The organism is Thalassolituus pacificus, from assembly GCF_025318105.1.
Lineage (GTDB): Bacteria > Pseudomonadota > Gammaproteobacteria > Pseudomonadales > Oceanobacteraceae > Venatoribacter > Venatoribacter pacificus.
The window spans coordinates 481,424-496,588 of sequence record NZ_JAOANI010000014.1; the positions used below are offsets into that span (position 1 = coordinate 481,424).

At 52.7% G+C, this 15,165-nt stretch carries 12 protein-coding genes; 8 read left to right on the plus strand and 4 right to left on the minus strand.

Annotated features, from left to right (window positions below):
* The first annotated feature begins 32 nt into the window (after positions 1–32).
* Positions 33–1,613: a glutamine-hydrolyzing GMP synthase gene (gene guaA / locus NYR02_RS06980; protein ID WP_260975645.1), complete on the plus strand. Its 1,581-nt coding sequence runs from the start codon at positions 33–35 to the stop codon at positions 1,611–1,613.
* Positions 1,614–2,326: 713 nt separating this feature from the next.
* Positions 2,327–3,649 (plus strand): deoxyguanosinetriphosphate triphosphohydrolase, encoded by a 1,323-nt coding sequence (locus NYR02_RS06985; protein WP_260975646.1) that lies wholly within the window; start codon positions 2,327–2,329, stop codon positions 3,647–3,649.
* A 76-nt stretch (positions 3,650–3,725) separates the two neighbouring features.
* On the opposite strand, the gene NYR02_RS06990 is transcribed toward NYR02_RS06985, so the two are convergent.
* Entirely contained in the window at positions 3,726–5,750 is a 2,025-nt protein-coding gene (locus NYR02_RS06990; protein ID WP_260975647.1) for an NADPH-dependent 2,4-dienoyl-CoA reductase, read from the minus strand.
* 113 nt (positions 5,751–5,863) lie between these two features.
* Between NYR02_RS06990 and NYR02_RS06995 the strand changes: the two genes are divergently transcribed.
* The 3 genes from NYR02_RS06995 (at position 5,864) to NYR02_RS07005 (ending at position 9,752) form a co-directional block, all read left to right on the plus strand.
* On the plus strand, positions 5,864–6,412 hold the full coding sequence (locus NYR02_RS06995; protein WP_260975648.1) for a PadR family transcriptional regulator: 549 nt from the start codon (positions 5,864–5,866) through the stop codon (positions 6,410–6,412).
* Between the two features lie 103 nt (positions 6,413–6,515).
* On the plus strand, positions 6,516–7,451 hold the full coding sequence (locus NYR02_RS07000) for an MBL fold metallo-hydrolase (protein ID WP_260975649.1): 936 nt from the start codon (positions 6,516–6,518) through the stop codon (positions 7,449–7,451).
* A gap of 267 nt (positions 7,452–7,718) precedes the next feature.
* Positions 7,719–9,752 carry a bifunctional 2',3'-cyclic-nucleotide 2'-phosphodiesterase/3'-nucleotidase gene (locus NYR02_RS07005; RefSeq protein WP_260975650.1) on the plus strand — a complete coding sequence of 678 codons (2,034 nt, stop codon included), beginning with the start codon at positions 7,719–7,721 and terminating at the stop codon, positions 9,750–9,752.
* Positions 9,753–9,816: 64 nt separating this feature from the next.
* Here the strand turns inward: NYR02_RS07005 and NYR02_RS07010 are convergent, their stop codons facing one another.
* Positions 9,817–10,716, minus strand: a complete 900-nt coding sequence (locus NYR02_RS07010; protein ID WP_260975651.1) for a LysR family transcriptional regulator — start codon at positions 10,714–10,716, stop codon at positions 9,817–9,819.
* A gap of 129 nt (positions 10,717–10,845) precedes the next feature.
* On the opposite strand from NYR02_RS07010, the gene NYR02_RS07015 reads away from it, so the two are divergent.
* The 3 genes from NYR02_RS07015 to NYR02_RS07025 all read left to right on the plus strand — a co-directional run bounded on the left by NYR02_RS07015 (position 10,846) and on the right by NYR02_RS07025 (position 12,758).
* The gene (locus tag NYR02_RS07015) at positions 10,846–11,292 is read left to right on the plus strand and encodes a DoxX family protein (protein ID WP_260975652.1); all 447 of its coding nucleotides are present in this window, start codon (positions 10,846–10,848) and stop codon (positions 11,290–11,292) included.
* Between the two features lie 70 nt (positions 11,293–11,362).
* On the plus strand, positions 11,363–12,316 hold the full coding sequence (locus NYR02_RS07020; protein ID WP_260975653.1) for a glutathione S-transferase family protein: 954 nt from the start codon (positions 11,363–11,365) through the stop codon (positions 12,314–12,316).
* A gap of 232 nt (positions 12,317–12,548) precedes the next feature.
* Positions 12,549–12,758 (plus strand): cold-shock protein, encoded by a 210-nt coding sequence (locus tag NYR02_RS07025; protein ID WP_145468155.1) that lies wholly within the window; start codon positions 12,549–12,551, stop codon positions 12,756–12,758.
* A 129-nt stretch (positions 12,759–12,887) separates the two neighbouring features.
* On the opposite strand, the gene NYR02_RS07030 is transcribed toward NYR02_RS07025, so the two are convergent.
* Complete coding sequence (locus NYR02_RS07030) at positions 12,888–13,748, minus strand: PA4780 family RIO1-like protein kinase (RefSeq protein ID WP_260975654.1); 861 nt, start codon at positions 13,746–13,748, stop codon at positions 12,888–12,890.
* Between the two features lie 98 nt (positions 13,749–13,846).
* Entirely contained in the window at positions 13,847–15,127 is a 1,281-nt protein-coding gene (locus NYR02_RS07035) for a saccharopine dehydrogenase family protein (protein ID WP_260975655.1), read from the minus strand.
* Positions 15,128–15,165 lie beyond the last annotated feature (38 nt).

Consider the following 15,165-nt stretch of genomic DNA (forward strand, 5'->3'; position numbering starts at 1 on the left):
GCATCCCCGCTTTCGTTTTACGGGAATTAGTTATGTCTCAAGACATTCATGCTCAACGTATCCTGATTCTGGATTTCGGTTCACAGTACACCCAGCTGATCGCCCGTCGTGTGCGTGAAATTGGTGTTTTCTCTGAAATCCGCGCCTGGGATATGGACGAAGCGGAAATCCGCGAATACAACCCGACCGGTATTATCCTGGCCGGTGGCCCTGAGTCGGTCACCGAAGAAGGTTCGCCACGCGCGCCGGAAATCGTGTTCAACATGGGTCTGCCGGTACTGGGTATCTGCTACGGCATGCAGACCATGGCTGAACAGATGGGCGGCAAGGTAGAAAGCTCCACCATCCGTGAATTTGGTTACGCCCAGATTGCGGTGGAAGGCAGCAGCCGCCTGTTGCACGACATTAAAGATCATGTCGATGCGGCCAACGGCAAAGCACTGCTTGATGTATGGATGAGCCACGGCGATAAAGTGGTAAAAATGCCGGAAGGCTTCGAGCTGATGGCCTCAACGCCCAGCTGCCCGATTGCCGGTATGTACCATGCCGAGAAAAACTTCTTCGGTGTGCAGTTCCACCCGGAAGTAACCCACACTCTGCAGGGTAAGCGTCTGCTCGAACATTTCGTACTGGAAATCTGCGGCTGTGAAGCGCTGTGGACGCCAGCAAAAATTATCGAAGATCAGATCGAAAAAGTCCGCGCTCAGGTGGGCACGCAGAAAGTTCTGCTGGGCCTGTCCGGTGGTGTCGATTCTTCTGTGGTTGCCGCACTGCTGCACAAAGCCATCGGCGATCAGCTGACCTGTGTATTCGTCGATAACGGCCTGCTGCGTAAAAACGAAGGCGATATGGTGATGGACATGTTCGCTAAGAACATGGGCGTTAAAGTGATCCGTGCGGATGCTGAAGCGTTGTTCCTCGGCGCATTGGCTGGCGTGGCTGAACCAGAAGCCAAACGCAAAATTATTGGCGGAAAATTCATCGAAGTATTCGATGAAGAAGCGACCAAGCTGACCGACGTAAACTTCCTCGCCCAGGGTACGATTTACCCGGACGTGATTGAATCGGCGGCTTCCAAAACCGGTAAAGCCCACGTGATTAAATCCCACCATAACGTCGGCGGTCTGCCGGACGATATGAAGATGGAACTGGTTGAACCACTGCGCGAACTGTTTAAAGACGAAGTGCGCAAAATCGGTCTGGAACTGGGTCTGCCATACGATATGGTTTACCGTCATCCGTTCCCGGGTCCGGGTCTGGGTGTACGTATTCTGGGTGAAGTGAAAAAAGAATACGCTGATATTCTGCGTGAAGCCGATGCCATCTTTATTGAAGAGCTGCATAACTTCGACTGGTACCACAAAACCTCCCAGGCCTTCGCGGTATTTATTCCGCAGAAATCCGTGGGCGTGGTGGGTGATGCCCGCCGTTACGAGTGGGTTATCGCCCTGCGTGCGGTAGAAACCATCGACTTTATGACGGCCCGTTGGGCGCACCTGCCGTACGAGCTGCTGGAAAAAGTATCGAACCGTATTATTAACGAGATCGAGCATGTTTCCCGCGTGACCTACGATGTGTCGAGCAAGCCGCCAGCGACGATTGAGTGGGAGTAAACCGACAGGTTTACGGCTAGCTCCCACGCTCTGCGTGGTAGTGCTTGTCGTGACGGGATAAAAAACGGCAGCTTCGGCTGCCGTTTTTATTGGTGGCGGGAATTACTCGCTCCCACGCACCGGCTCGCTCCCACACACCGGCTCGCTCCCACGTTCCGCGTGGTAGTGCCTGCTGCTTGGCGGTGGTGCTCTGAATGGCAACCGCTGTGCGGGCTGGTTGTTGTGTCTGATTTTAAGCCAATGCGGGGCAAGCCCCTGCGCCCCAACCCGGGAAACTTCTCCCCGGACCCCAGCTTCGCGCTGTGCAGGACTTAATCCGATCTGAATAATTCTGCGATCTCGGTAACGCGAATAATGGGCGGTACTCCGGGCATCCTGCCCTTCGCCCTGCGGGTCAGCCTGCGGCTGCTCAATTTTGTTCCCGACAAAATTGTCCATGGGCCTATTCGCTCGTCCGGCATCCATGCCGGGACGTACCGGCGCAGATTTATTCAAATGGACGTCCTGCAGGCGCATAAAAACCATTACAAGAAGCCATATATAGGACAGACTTTTTGAGAAAACTTCAGTTTGGCCGCAGGCCGAAGGGCAGGGATGCACTGAGTCAATGGGAGTAATTCCGCTTCGCTGAATCAGAAAGCCACCTTCGGGTGGCTTTTTTGTATCTGCCAGTTTATTTTATGGTGACAAAAATATCACGAGGATGTGCTGTCATGTGGAACCGACTGATCAATGGTAAACGCTTTAAGGGCTGTCAGGGGATCGTTGCCGATAGCAGCACTACATTTTATAGAAACAGCTTCCATAAAGATTATGACCGACTGATATTTTCTAACGCTTTTCGTCGACTGTCGCGTAAAACTCAGGTTCATCCTCTGAGTAAGAATGACCACGTTCATAATCGTTTAACTCACAGCCTGGAAGTTGCAAGCGTCGGCAGGTCGCTGGGCCTCCGTGCAGGTCTCTCTCTTAAAACGCATATGGGAGCAGATGTCACTGAGCATGATGTTGCATATATTGTACAAACAGCCTGTCTTGCACACGATATTGGCAACCCACCATTCGGGCATGCTGGAGAAGAGGTTATCAAGGAGTGGTTTCGCAAGTCTGATCACAGTTCGTATTTAAAGGAACTTACAGAGCAGCAGGTATTTGACCTGCAAAAGCTGGATGGTAATGCACAAAGTTTTCGGATTGTGACTCAGCTTGAAAATCACCAGTTTGATGGTGGGATGCAGCTTACGTTGCCAACGCTTGGATGTCTGGTTAAATATCCGTATTCGTCACTTCAGGCTAAGAAAGATAAGTTTAATTTCTTCGCTAGCGAACAGGTGTTATTTGATCGTATTTTCGATGAGATGGGTCTTAAAGTCAGCGGAAGATATCTTCGTCATCCGCTGTCCTATCTGATGGAAGCAGCTGATGATATTTGTTATGGCATGCTGGATATTCTCGATGCGGCAGAACTGAAACTTATATCTTTTGAGGATGTTAACAGCATCTTTTCGCCGGCGAACAGTGAGTTAGATATCAATGCCTTGTATAAAAATGGTTGTTTCGATAGTCGTCGGCTAGCCAGAATGACCGCGATGACGATTAACCGACTTGCGGAAGGCGTGAGTGATGTTTTTGACAAAAATACTGAAATGCTTTTGTCAGTGGATCAGCCAAAGGATCTCATTGCCTTATTCGAAAATGACTCAGGCCTTAAACAAATTATCAGTCAGTCAAAGTCTATCGCGAGAGAAAAGATTTTTAATGATCGCAGAAAGATTGAACTGGAACTTGGCGCCTACAATATCATTGAAACCATTCTGAGTTGCCTCATTCCGGCGGCATTCGAACTTCATCAGGAGAAGGATATTACCAGTTTATCTTTTAAAAACCGGCGTGCACTCGAGCTTATGGGCGAGGATAAACCTGAAAACGATTTGGATCTTTATTCAATGTATCGCCGGGTGATCGATTATCTGGTGGGTATGACCGACAACTATGCTCAGTTTATTGCCAATCAACTGAATGGTGTCGGGGAATGATATGGCAATCCTGAATTGCGTTTAATCTCTTACACCGCCCCTTACCTTTAAACAGTAAGGGGCGGGTAAATCACCATCAGATTTTCGCTGCTAAACGCACACCCTGATCAATCGCACGGCGTGCATCCAGTTCGGCGGCAACGTCGGCACCACCAATCAGGTGAACGCTGAGGCCGCTGTCCTGCAGTTCGTTAAATAAATTGCGCTCAGATTCCTGACCGGCACAAAGGACGATGTTATCGACGTCCAGCACTTTGGCTTCACCATTAACAGTGATGTGCAGGCCCTGATCATCAATGAGGTCGTAGCTGACGCCCGGCATCAGTTTTACGTCGCGTGCTTCCAGTCCGGCACGGTGAATCCAGCCGGTGGTTTTGCCCGGCCCGGTCAGTTTTTTCTGCTTACGTTGCAGCAGGAAAATCTCACGCGGTGGCATTTCCACTTCGGGTGCTTTCAGACCACCGGCGGTGGCGTAGCTGGTATCAATGCCCCATTCCTGATTGAATTTGGCGGTGTTGAGGCTGGCGCTTTCGCCTTCGTGGGTCAGGAATTCAGCCACATCAAAACCAATACCACCGGCGCCGATAATCGCGACTTTTTTGCCGACCGGCTTACGGTCACGCAGTACGTCCAGATAGCTCATGACTTTCGGGTGGTCGATGCCCGGCACGGGTGGTGTGCGCGGCACAATACCGGTTGCCAGTACGACTTCGTCGAAGCCTGCGGTTTTCAGTTCTTCGGCGCTAACGCGGGTATTGAGGTTGAGTTTTACCCCGGTCAGTTCGATCTGCTTACCAAAGTAGCGCAGGGTTTCGTAGAACTCTTCTTTGCCCGGTACGGTTTTGGCGATGTTGAACTGGCCGCCGATCTGGCTGCCGGCATCAAACAACTCAACATGGTGTCCACGCTGGGCGGCGGTAACGGCAAAGCTCAGACCAGCAGGGCCAGCGCCGACCACCGCAATGCGTTTGGCGGCGGTGGTGTCCTGCAGTGGAATTTCGGTCTCGTGGCAGGCGCGTGGGTTGACCAGACAGGAGGTGATCTTCATGGCGAAGGTCTGGTCGAGACAGGCCTGGTTACAGCCGATGCAGGTGTTGATTTCGTCGGCGCGGCCCTGGGCGGCTTTTTCAACAAAGAAAGCATCAGCCAGGAACGGACGTGCCATCGACACCATGTCGGCACAACCGTCCGCCAGTATCTGTTCGCCCACTTCCGGCGTGTTGATGCGGTTGGTGGTGACCAGTGGAATGTTCACGGCGCTCATCAGTTGTTTGGTGACCCAGGCGAACGCCGCACGCGGCACCTTGGTGGCAATGGTCGGTACACGCGCTTCGTGCCAGCCGATGCCGGTGGTGATGATGGTGGCACCGGCGGCTTCAATGGCTTTGGCCAGCTGGATCACTTCGTCGAGGGTTGAACCACCTTCAACCAGATCGAGCATAGACAGACGGTACAGAATGATGAATTCCGGTCCGACACGTTCACGCACTTTGCGCACAATTTCGATCGCGAAGCGGATGCGGTTTTCGTAACTGCCGCCCCATTCATCGTCACGATGGTTGGTGCGCGCAGCAATAAACTGGTTGATCAGGTAGCCTTCGGAGCCCATCACTTCGACGCCATCGTAGCCTGCTTTCTGTGCCAGACCTGCACAACGGGCGAAGCTCTCGATGGTTTCCAGAATCTGGTCGTGGCTCAGTTCACGCGGTACGAAAGGGTTGATCGGCGCTTTTAAGGCGCTGGGGGCAATCTGGTTCGGCTGGTAGCTGTAGCGGCCGGTATGCAGAATCTGCATGGCAATTTTGCCGCCGTTGGCGTGCACGGCGTCTGTAACCACGCGGTGATGTTCGGCTTCTTCATCTGTCGTGAGCTTGGCTGAACCCTGAAAAACAACACCGTATTCATCCGGTGAAATACCACCGGTTACGATCAGACCAACGCCACCACGGGCCCGTTCGGCGTAGAAGGCGGCCATACGCTCAAAGCCATGTTCGACTTCTTCCAGCCCAAGGTGCATGGAGCCCATAAGCACGCGGTTACGAAGGGTGGTAAAGCCCAGATCCAGTGGCGCAAGCAGGTGAGGGTAAAGCGTCGAGGTCATCACGGTGATCCTTTTATGCAATTAGTTGCATCTTTATACTCACTGGTGTCTTTAATTGCAACTTGTTGCATAAAGGCATTATCCTGCGTTGAAAATCCTTAAATGAGTTACCTATGTCACTGCCTCATGCGTTACTGACCTCGTTGCTGGAGCAGCCCTGTTCGGGTATGGATCTGGCGCGGCGCTTCGGGCGTTCCATCGGCTTCTTCTGGCCTGCGACGCATCAGCAAATATACAAAGAGCTGGGTAAGCTGGAGGCTGCGGGCTGGGTCCGCTCAAGCGCAGAAGAGGGCGCGCGTGGCCGGAAGCGGTGCTACGAGGTCTTGCCTGCGGGGGAACAGGAACTTAAACGTTGGGTGGCTGAGACAGATGATCCACCGCCTTTGCGCGATGCCATGATGGTGCGTTTAAGGGCCGAAGCGGCACTGGGCACAGGCGCCGGGGTTGAGAATGATCTGCGCCATCGAATGGCCCGGCACCGCACGCAGCTGGCTTTGTATGAAGACATTGAACAGCGTGATTTCACCGGCCGGGAATTGTCGGCGGCTGAGCAACTGCAATATCTGATTCTGCAGTCCGGCCTGGCTACGGAGCGCGAGCACATCCGTTTTTGCGAAAAGGCGCTGGCGCTGCTGGAGGCGCTGGAAACCGCCGGTGTTTAAGCGCCGCCAATCCTTTTAGTAGTAAACCAACGGAGCATGGTGTGCCGTGCCGCCGTTGTTTAGTCTGCGCCCCAGCGCCAGCGATGTTTACCAGGAGAGCCCTATGATTCAGCATCCCGCAGGTATTATGCAGATCGACGCCGATTACGTTGCGCACGGTCTGGCCAGTGTTTATTTAATCCGTCAGGGCGACCGTCTGGCATTAATCGAAACCGGCACCGCGCATACGGTGCCGCATGTGCTGGCGGCGATTGCCGAACTGGGTTTAACGCCGGAGCATCTGGACTGGATTATTCTTACCCATATTCACCTTGATCATGCAGCCGGTGCCGGGGCGTTAATGGAGAAATGTCCGAACGCGAAACTGGTGGTTCATCCGCGTGGTGCAGCGCATATGATTAATCCGGCAAAACTCGAAGTCGGTACGATGGCGGTGTACGGCGAAGAAAATTACCGCAAATTATACGGTGCGTTAATTCCGGTGGCCGCAGAGCGGGTGGTTGAGGCGGCTGAGGGTTTTATGCTGAATTTTAATGGCCGTACCTTTACCTTTTTCGATACGCCGGGGCATGCACTGCACCATGTTTGCATTCACGATTCGCTGAGCAATGCGCTGTTCAGCGGCGATACCTTTGGTGTGTCGTACCGTATTTTCGATACTGCAGAGGGTGGTGTGCTGTTATTTGTGACCACCACGCCGGTGCATTTTGATCCGCAGGCGATGCGCGCCAGTATTGAGCGGATTGCCGCTCTGGAACCTGCGGCGGTCTATCTCACCCATTATGGCCCGGTTACTGCCGATGATAGTAATGTGGCGCAACTGCTGGCGTCACTGGATGCTTTTGTGGCTATTGCTAACGCCGAAAAAGAGCAAAAAGAAGGGCGGGTTGAGCGTATGGCCGCTGCCATTCTCGACTGGCTGATGAGTCGTGCGCGAGAGCTGAATCCGGCGCTGGATGAAGCGCTCAGACGGCGCTGGCTGGCGACCGATGCCCGGCTTAATGCGCAGGGGCTGGAGGTCTGGCTCAGTCGTCAGTAAGTTTGATCAATTCTTTGTCATCTGCTCTTCCTCTTCCTCTTCGACTCTAAGACATTAACCTTCTGCTATGAGCCTGATGCGTTATAAACCAGACTGCAGGTGACAATCGTCACTTGCAATCCGGTTTATTTTTTTGCTGTTTCAGACAGGTAAATTCTATTGGCTGTGCTGCTCAGAGGCAGACTTAATTCTGTTATTTTTTATTAATTTTACTGTCATTAAACTCTTTTAGGGTCTGTGCTTCTCTTATTAAGGACAGCCCGCTCCATGAAACCGACACGTACACCTTTTCTCCGTCTGGCCCTGTATTCTGCCGTTGCATTTGGTCTTTCTGCCTGCGGTTCTGACGATGGCAACAGCGACAATAGCAATAACGGCAATACAGATGCTGCCGGCAAGGCTGCGACCGTAACCCTGCGGGTGATGGAAACCACCGACCTGCACGCCAATATCATGAACTTTAATTACTACCAGAACGGGCAGGACGACACGGTGGGCCTGGTGAAAACGGCGTCGCTGATCAATGCCGCCCGTGCCGAAGTGAAAAACAGCGTACTGGTGGATAACGGAGATTTACTGCAGGGCAGCCCGCTGGGGGATTATGTTGCCAAAGTGAAGGGGCTGAATACCAATGAGGTTCACCCGATTTATAAAGCGATGAACCTGCTCGATTACGACGTAGCGAACATCGGTAACCATGAGTTTAATTATGGTTTGCCTTTCCTTAAAGAAGCGCTGGACGATGCCGGTTTCCCTTATATTTCCGCCAACGTTTTTTTCGATGATGCCGATAACGACAGCACGAACGATATTCCGTACTTTAAGCCTTACGTGCTGCAGGATAAGCAGGTGCTGGACAGCGAAGGTCTGGCTCATACGTTAACCATCGGCTATATCGGTTTTGTACCGCCGCAGATTCTGCAATGGGATAAAAATAATCTGGAAACGCGGGTGATCGCCAAAGACATCGTCGATATGGCTAAACATTATGTACCGCAAATGAAGCAGGAAGGTGCCGATATTATTATCGCCATCGCGCACTCCGGTATCTCCACTGAAAACCGTGCCGGCGGTGAAGAAAACGCCAGCTTTTATTTGTCACAGGTTGAAGGCATTGACGCCATTATGTTCGGCCATGCGCACCGTAATTTCCCCGGTGACAGCGGCTACGATAATGTTGCAGGCATCGATAATGTTAAAGGAACGTTAAACGGTATTCCGGCGGTTATGCCGGGTTATTGGGGCAAATATCTGGGTTATATCGACATGACGCTGGCGCTGAATACTGATGGCCAGTGGCAGGTAAGCGACAGCCAGTCGACCCTTAAACCCATTTCGCAGAGTAATCCGGATCGTTCCGTTACTTCACTGGTGGCGAACCATGCCGGTATTGAAGCGGCTGTCGCGGCGGATCATGCCGATGTGCGTCAGTGGGTGAGTGAGCCTTTTGCCAAAATCTCAGCTCCGGTTAACAGCTTTTTTGCGCTGGTGCAGGATGATCCGTCTATTCAGGTCGTCACCGATGCCCAGACCTGGTATGTGGAATCGATTGTTGCGGGTACGGAATATGCCAGCCTGCCAATTCTGTCGGTCGGTGCGCCGTTCCGCGCCGGGCGTGGTGGCGCCGATGATTTTACCGATCTGAGTGCGGGTAATGTGTCTTACGGTAATGTGGCCGATCTGTATATTTACCCGAACACGCTGAAGGTGATGAAGCTTACCGGTGCGGATGTTAAAGAATGGCTGGAAATGTCAGCCGGTCAGTTTAATACCATTGTGCCCGGCAGCTCAGGTTCTGAACTGATTAATACCAGTTTTCCAAGCTATAACTTCGATGTGATTGATGGCATTACTTACGAGATTGATGTCAGCCAAGAAGCACGTTACGACGTCTCCGGCAATCTGATTAATGCTGCGCATAACCGCATTAAAAATGTTCGCTACAACAACGCCGCTATTGTTGATGCTGATGAATTTCTGGTGGTCACCAATAATTACCGTGCCGGTGGCGGGGGTCATTTCCCTGGCGTCAGCAGCGATAAAATAGTAATTGATGCGCCGAATGAAAATCGTCAGACCGTTGCCGATTACCTGATTGCCATGACCGAGCAAAATCCGGCGACGGGTTTTGATCCATCGGCGGATAACAACTGGTCGTTTACCTCGCTGAGCAACACCAGTGTGGTGTTCAGAAGTTCGGCAAAAGACTCGGCAAAAGCCTTTGCCGCCGGTAAAGCCGCTGTTACCTATAACAGCACCGATGCCGATGGTTTTGGTGTTTACAGCCTGAATCTGCAATAAGCGCGGCTGCGGAAATAAAAACGGGAGCCACTGGCTCCCGTTTTTATTGCGGGCGGTGCGGTCGTCAGGAAAAATCATCCCAGTAGGGCCTGTCGCCGTAATAATCGCTGATAAAGTCGAGAAAACTGCGCACCTTGCCGGATAATAACTGGCGGTGCGCATACACCGCATACAGACCGATGGGTTCGGGTTCTGAGTCTTGTAAAATCATTTGCAGTTTTCCTTGCCGGATCGCCGGTCCGGCAATAAAGGTTGGCTGTACCACAATGCCTGCGCCGTTAATGGCGGCCTGGGTTAATACATCACCGTTATTGGCCTGAAAGGCGCTGTTAAGTTGGCCGCTTAAACCAGCGCCGGGCACCAGAATGGTATCTTCTGTGGCGTAGCTGTAATGCAGATAACGATGGTCTTTCAGTTCTGCGCGGCTTTGTGGGGTTCCGTACTGTTTTAAATAGTCCGGCGAGGCGCAGGTCACCAGTCTGATCGGGGCAATGCGTCGGGCAATCAATGACGAGCTCTGCAGGCGGCCGATGCGCAGGGCAATATCAAAACCTTCTTCAATAATATCCACCTTGCGGTCGTTCAGTTGCAGATCGATGCACACATCCGGCCATTGCGCCTGAAATTCGGTCAGCGGTTTTGCCAGATGGCTGATGGCAAAAGATACCGGCGCGCTGATGCGTAATACGCCGCGCGCTGTGTTCTGCAGTTCGCCCAGCTGATTTTCCAGATCATCCATATCGGCCAGTATCTGCTGCGCGCGCTGAAAACAGGCGCTGCCGGCCTCGGTAATGCTGACCTGACGGGTGGTGCGGTTAAGCAGGCGGGTATTCAGATGCGCTTCCAGTTGCGACACGTATTTGCTGACCAGCTGCGGGCTCAGATCGAGCCGTTCGGCGGCGCGGGCAAAGGAACCCTCGCTGACTACGGCAACAAAGGCTTTCAGGCTGTCGATGCGATCCATGGTTTATCTTCATTTTGTTGATAATTAAACAATGATAGTGCCATTTATCCTCAAACTGAAAGTAACTACATTGAACTCAAGCCATGAGGAATTCCCCTCAGCCCAAACAAATCTCAGCGGGAGCACATTATGAACACTCAACTGATTCAACGCGTACTGAACACCAATGCAGGTCTGGCCGCTCTGGCTCTGCGTATTCCGGTTGGCCTGATTCTGGCCGCTCACGGTGCGCAAAAACTGTTCGCCTGGTTTGGTGGTTACGGTCTGGAAGGCACCGGACAATGGATGGCCAGCATCGGTCTGGAACCGGGTTATCTGATGGCCTTGCTGGCCGGCAGTGCCGAGTTCTTCGGTGGTCTGGCGCTGGTCTTTGGTCTGCTTACCCGTCCGGCGGCTCTGGTCAGTGCTTTTACCATGCTGATTGCAATCTTCAGTGTGCATATCAGCAATGGTCTCTTTATGAGCAATAACGGCTACGAATACGCGCTGACGCTGTTTGCTGTGACCGTTGCGCTGGCGATTCAGGGCGGTGGTGCACTGTCGGTTGACCGTGTGCTGGCGGCGCGTCTGCGCTGAGTCTAAGGCATTCTCAAGCCCGTTTTGGCGGGCTTTCTTTTCTCAGTAAATAGCGCGGCGGGAGGTCGTTATGTTAGTGAATGGTGTGTGGACTGCCGACTGGCAGCCGGTGCAGGCAAAAGATAAAGACGGGCGTTTTATCCGCCAGACATCGTCGTTCCGTCACTGGATTACCGCCGATGGCAGTGCCGGGCCAACGGGTAATGGCGGCTTTAAGGCGGAGGCCGGGCGTTATCATCTGTACGTGGCTTATATCTGCCCCTGGGCGTCGCGTACGCTGATGGTGCGCGAGTTAAAACAACTGCAGGAACTGATCAGCGTCAGTGTGGTGAATCCGGTGCTGACCGAGCAGGGCTGGGCCTTTGGTGGTTATCCGGGAGCTGATACCGACACGCTTAACGGCGCGCAGTATATGCATGAACTGTACAGTCGTGCTGATAGCCAGTTTACCGGGCGGGCGACGGTGCCGGTGCTGTGGGATAAAAAGACCGGCACCATCGTGAATAACGAGTCGGCTGATATTCTGCGCATGCTGAACAGTGCTTTTGATCATCTGACCGGTAATACGCTGAATCTGTATCCGCCGGCACTGGCGGGCGCAATTGATGAGCTGAACGCACGCATTTACAGCGAGCTGAATAATGGCGTTTATCAGGCCGGTTTTGCTTCATCGCAGGCGGCTTATGAGGAGGCGTATGGGCGTGTGTTCGCGATGCTCGATGAGCTGGAACGTCAGTTGTCTGATGGCAGAAGGTATTTATTGGCTGATGTTTTAACAGAAACCGATATCCGCACTTTTGTGACACTGGTGCGCTTTGATGCCGCCTATCACGGTCTGTTTAAATGCAACCGTAATACGCTCAGCAGTATGACGTATTTATCGGCCTATATGCAGTGTGTTGGCGCGTTGCCGGGCGTGGCGCCAACGGTGAATGTTGATCATATCAAGGCCGGGTATTACTCCATCAGGGCACTGAACCCATCGGGTATCGTGCCGCTGGGGCCTGACACTATTCTGAACTGACCGGAAAATAAACGTTGACAGGGTGGGGGATAGGTATAGACTGCCCCCAGCTTGTTAGTTCGTCCTTATATTTATGGTCACCGCTTGATGTCCGCCCCCGCAATGTTGTCTCAGTCTCTGAGCAATCTGCAGAAGCTCCTCATCCTGTTTTGTTTTTCATAAGTTATTTGTACATCTTCCAGCATACCGGCCAATTGGCCATCCAACTTTTGAAAAAACAGGAATATTGATTATGTCTAATCAAATCACCGGCACTGTAAAATGGTTTAACGAAGCTAAAGGTTTCGGTTTCATCGAACAAGAAAACGGTCCAGACGTTTTCGCTCACTTCAAAGCGATCACTGGTACTGGTTTCAAAACTCTGGCTGAAGGCCAGAAAGTTAAGTTTACTGTTACTCAGGGCCAGAAAGGTCCTCAGGCAGAAGACATTATCCCTCTGTAAGTATTTGCCGTTATCCTTCCGACGGGATGGATAATGGATTAAATATTTAAGAGAGAAAAAGCGAACTTTATGTTCGCTTTTTTTATGCCTGTACTTTGTAAAAATAAACGTAAAAAACGACGCCCGATATCAGTCGTCGTCTTCTTCCGCTTCTTTCAGGCGTGCGCGGCGCGCTTCTTCTTCGGCCAGTACGGCTTTGATTTCATCCAGTACATTGGCCACGTCGGCTGCTTCTTCGCTTTCAGCAAATTCGCCACTGAGTTCAGTGTCGGGTAATAATTCCCCTTCTTCATACAGTGCCCACATTTCCTGCGCGTAGCGTGTCGCCATTAATTGCGGTGCGTACTGGGCGTAGTAACTGGTCATATTATCGACGTCGCGCTGCAGCATGGCTTGTGCATGATTATTGGCAGCGGCATCAACCGCCTGGGGCAGGTCAATAATCACCGGGCCGTAATCGTCGACCAGTACGTTAAATTCGGATAAATCACCGTGTACCAGACCTTCGACCAGCATTAATTTAACGTAATGCATGACTTCGTAATGGTCTTCCAGTGCTTGTTCTTCGCTCATGGCGACATCGTTCAGGCGTGGCGCAACGTTACCGGCATCGTCGGTGACCAGCTCCATCAATAAAACGCCGTCAAAACAGCCATAAGGCGTTGGCACGCGTACACCGGCACTGGCCAGACGGTACAGGGCTTCAACCTCGGCGTTGTGCCAGGCATCTTCCTGCTGTTTGCGACCGAATTTTGAGCCTTTTTCCATGGCGCGCTGGCGTCGGGTGTTGCGGACTTTGCGGCCTTCCTGATACTGCACCGCTTGTTTAAAGCTGCGTTTATCGGCTTCTTTATACACTTTGGCGCAGCGGACTTCATCTCCACAGCGTACTACGTAAACAGAAGCTTCCTTGCCACTCATCAATGGGCGGATAACTTCGTCAATCAGACCGTCATCCACCAGGGGTTGTAATCGTTTTGGTATTTTCATCGGCGTGTTATACCCCAGATAAGGGGCAGATGGAATCTGTGTGGGCGGCAGTATTCAGCAGGTCAGCATGCGGCTGACCTGCTGCGCGCCGGGCTGAATCAGCTCAGAACTTCAAAGGACAGATCGGCTTTTTCCTGCAAACGCTGGATAAAACGTTCGTCAAACATGGAGGCTGGCGTCCAGAATCCCCCTTCGCGGTCGCATTTTTGACCATCGCGGTAAAAGTCGAGGGCGATGCCACTGGCCGCCTGACCCAGTACCTTGGCGGTGGAGCCATAACCCGGGTCACCTTTGCCTTTTACGCGGGTCATGATGGTTTGGCCATCGTCGTTACGACCGATAAAACGGATATCAAAATAGCCTTCCTGCTGCTGTTTGGGTGTCGGGCCTTCGCCGGGCTTGGGTAATACGAATTTTTCCAGCAGCCAGCGGCTGGGTTTTAAGGCAGCACCAATCATAAAGGTGCCCATGCCGCCGACCAGAGCGGCGGCCAGTGCGTAGCCTTTGGCGCCGCCGCCAGTGAGCATGGCTTCGTCGTACATAAAGTTTTCGCCATACAATTTATTGCGCAGGGCGTTGGAGCGGTGCACTACGCGGGTGTTAATAGCGGCCATGATAAATGGCACAGACCAGCTGAGCAGGTCTGTGTCTTTTTCAACGCCTTTCTGGTTAACCTGGCGCGCGCGGAAGCCATGCTCCGGCGGACAAAGGGAATACGGGTTGGCCAGTTCTTTGCGCAGCGCCGGGTTGGCCATCACTTCTTTGGTGAGCTGAATAATACTGGCCACGGTGCCGCCGGACATACCGCCTTTGGCGGCTTTTACGCGCATTTTAATGCGGCTGGCGGTTTTGCCGTTCCAGGCCTTTTGCGCTTCAGCCTGCAGAAAATAAACGCCCATATCGGAAGGCACTGAGTCGAAGCCGCAGCAATGCACGATGCGTGCGCCGGAGGCTTTGGCGCTGGCTTCGTATTTTTCCAGCATGCGTTTGATCCACTGTGGCTCACCGGTTAAATCGCAATAATCGGTGCCACTTTCGGCACAGGCTTTGATCATCGGTTCGCCGTACAGGGCGTAAGGGCCAACGGTGGAAACAATGACGTTGGTTTGTTCACACAGGGCGCTTACCTGCTCGGCGTTGGCGGCATCGGCGAGCAGAATCGGCAGATGCTTGGCGTCATCACCCAATGCCGGTACCAGGCTGCCGCGCACCGATTGCAGTTTGCTTTCTGAGCGGCCGGCAATGGCCCATTTCAATTCGCCGTTAAGGCCGTAAGTTTCCGCCAGATAGCGGGTCAGAATCTGACCGACAAAACTGGTGGCGCCAAACACAATCAGGTCGAAATGAGGCGTGGCTGCATCAGGGCTGGTGGCTGTCATAGCTGGGCTCCTTGTTATTTTGTATTGAGCTGCTGCGT

What these genes read in the sequence shown, in the direction of transcription:
- guaA (WP_260975645.1), top strand. Translation starts at nt 33, where the DNA reads ATGTCTCAAGACATTCATGCTCAACGTATCCTGATTCTGGATTTCGGT.
- NYR02_RS06985 (WP_260975646.1), top strand. Translation starts at nt 2,327, where the DNA reads ATGTGGAACCGACTGATCAATGGTAAACGCTTTAAGGGCTGTCAGGGG.
- NYR02_RS06990 (WP_260975647.1), bottom strand. Translation starts at nt 5,750, where the DNA reads ATGACCTCGACGCTTTACCCTCACCTGCTTGCGCCACTGGATCTGGGC.
- NYR02_RS06995 (WP_260975648.1), top strand. Translation starts at nt 5,864, where the DNA reads ATGTCACTGCCTCATGCGTTACTGACCTCGTTGCTGGAGCAGCCCTGT.
- NYR02_RS07000 (WP_260975649.1), top strand. Translation starts at nt 6,516, where the DNA reads ATGATTCAGCATCCCGCAGGTATTATGCAGATCGACGCCGATTACGTT.
- NYR02_RS07005 (WP_260975650.1), top strand. Translation starts at nt 7,719, where the DNA reads ATGAAACCGACACGTACACCTTTTCTCCGTCTGGCCCTGTATTCTGCC.
- NYR02_RS07010 (WP_260975651.1), bottom strand. Translation starts at nt 10,716, where the DNA reads ATGGATCGCATCGACAGCCTGAAAGCCTTTGTTGCCGTAGTCAGCGAG.
- NYR02_RS07015 (WP_260975652.1), top strand. Translation starts at nt 10,846, where the DNA reads ATGAACACTCAACTGATTCAACGCGTACTGAACACCAATGCAGGTCTG.
- NYR02_RS07020 (WP_260975653.1), top strand. Translation starts at nt 11,363, where the DNA reads ATGTTAGTGAATGGTGTGTGGACTGCCGACTGGCAGCCGGTGCAGGCA.
- NYR02_RS07025 (WP_145468155.1), top strand. Translation starts at nt 12,549, where the DNA reads ATGTCTAATCAAATCACCGGCACTGTAAAATGGTTTAACGAAGCTAAA.
- NYR02_RS07030 (WP_260975654.1), bottom strand. Translation starts at nt 13,748, where the DNA reads ATGAAAATACCAAAACGATTACAACCCCTGGTGGATGACGGTCTGATT.
- NYR02_RS07035 (WP_260975655.1), bottom strand. Translation starts at nt 15,127, where the DNA reads ATGACAGCCACCAGCCCTGATGCAGCCACGCCTCATTTCGACCTGATT.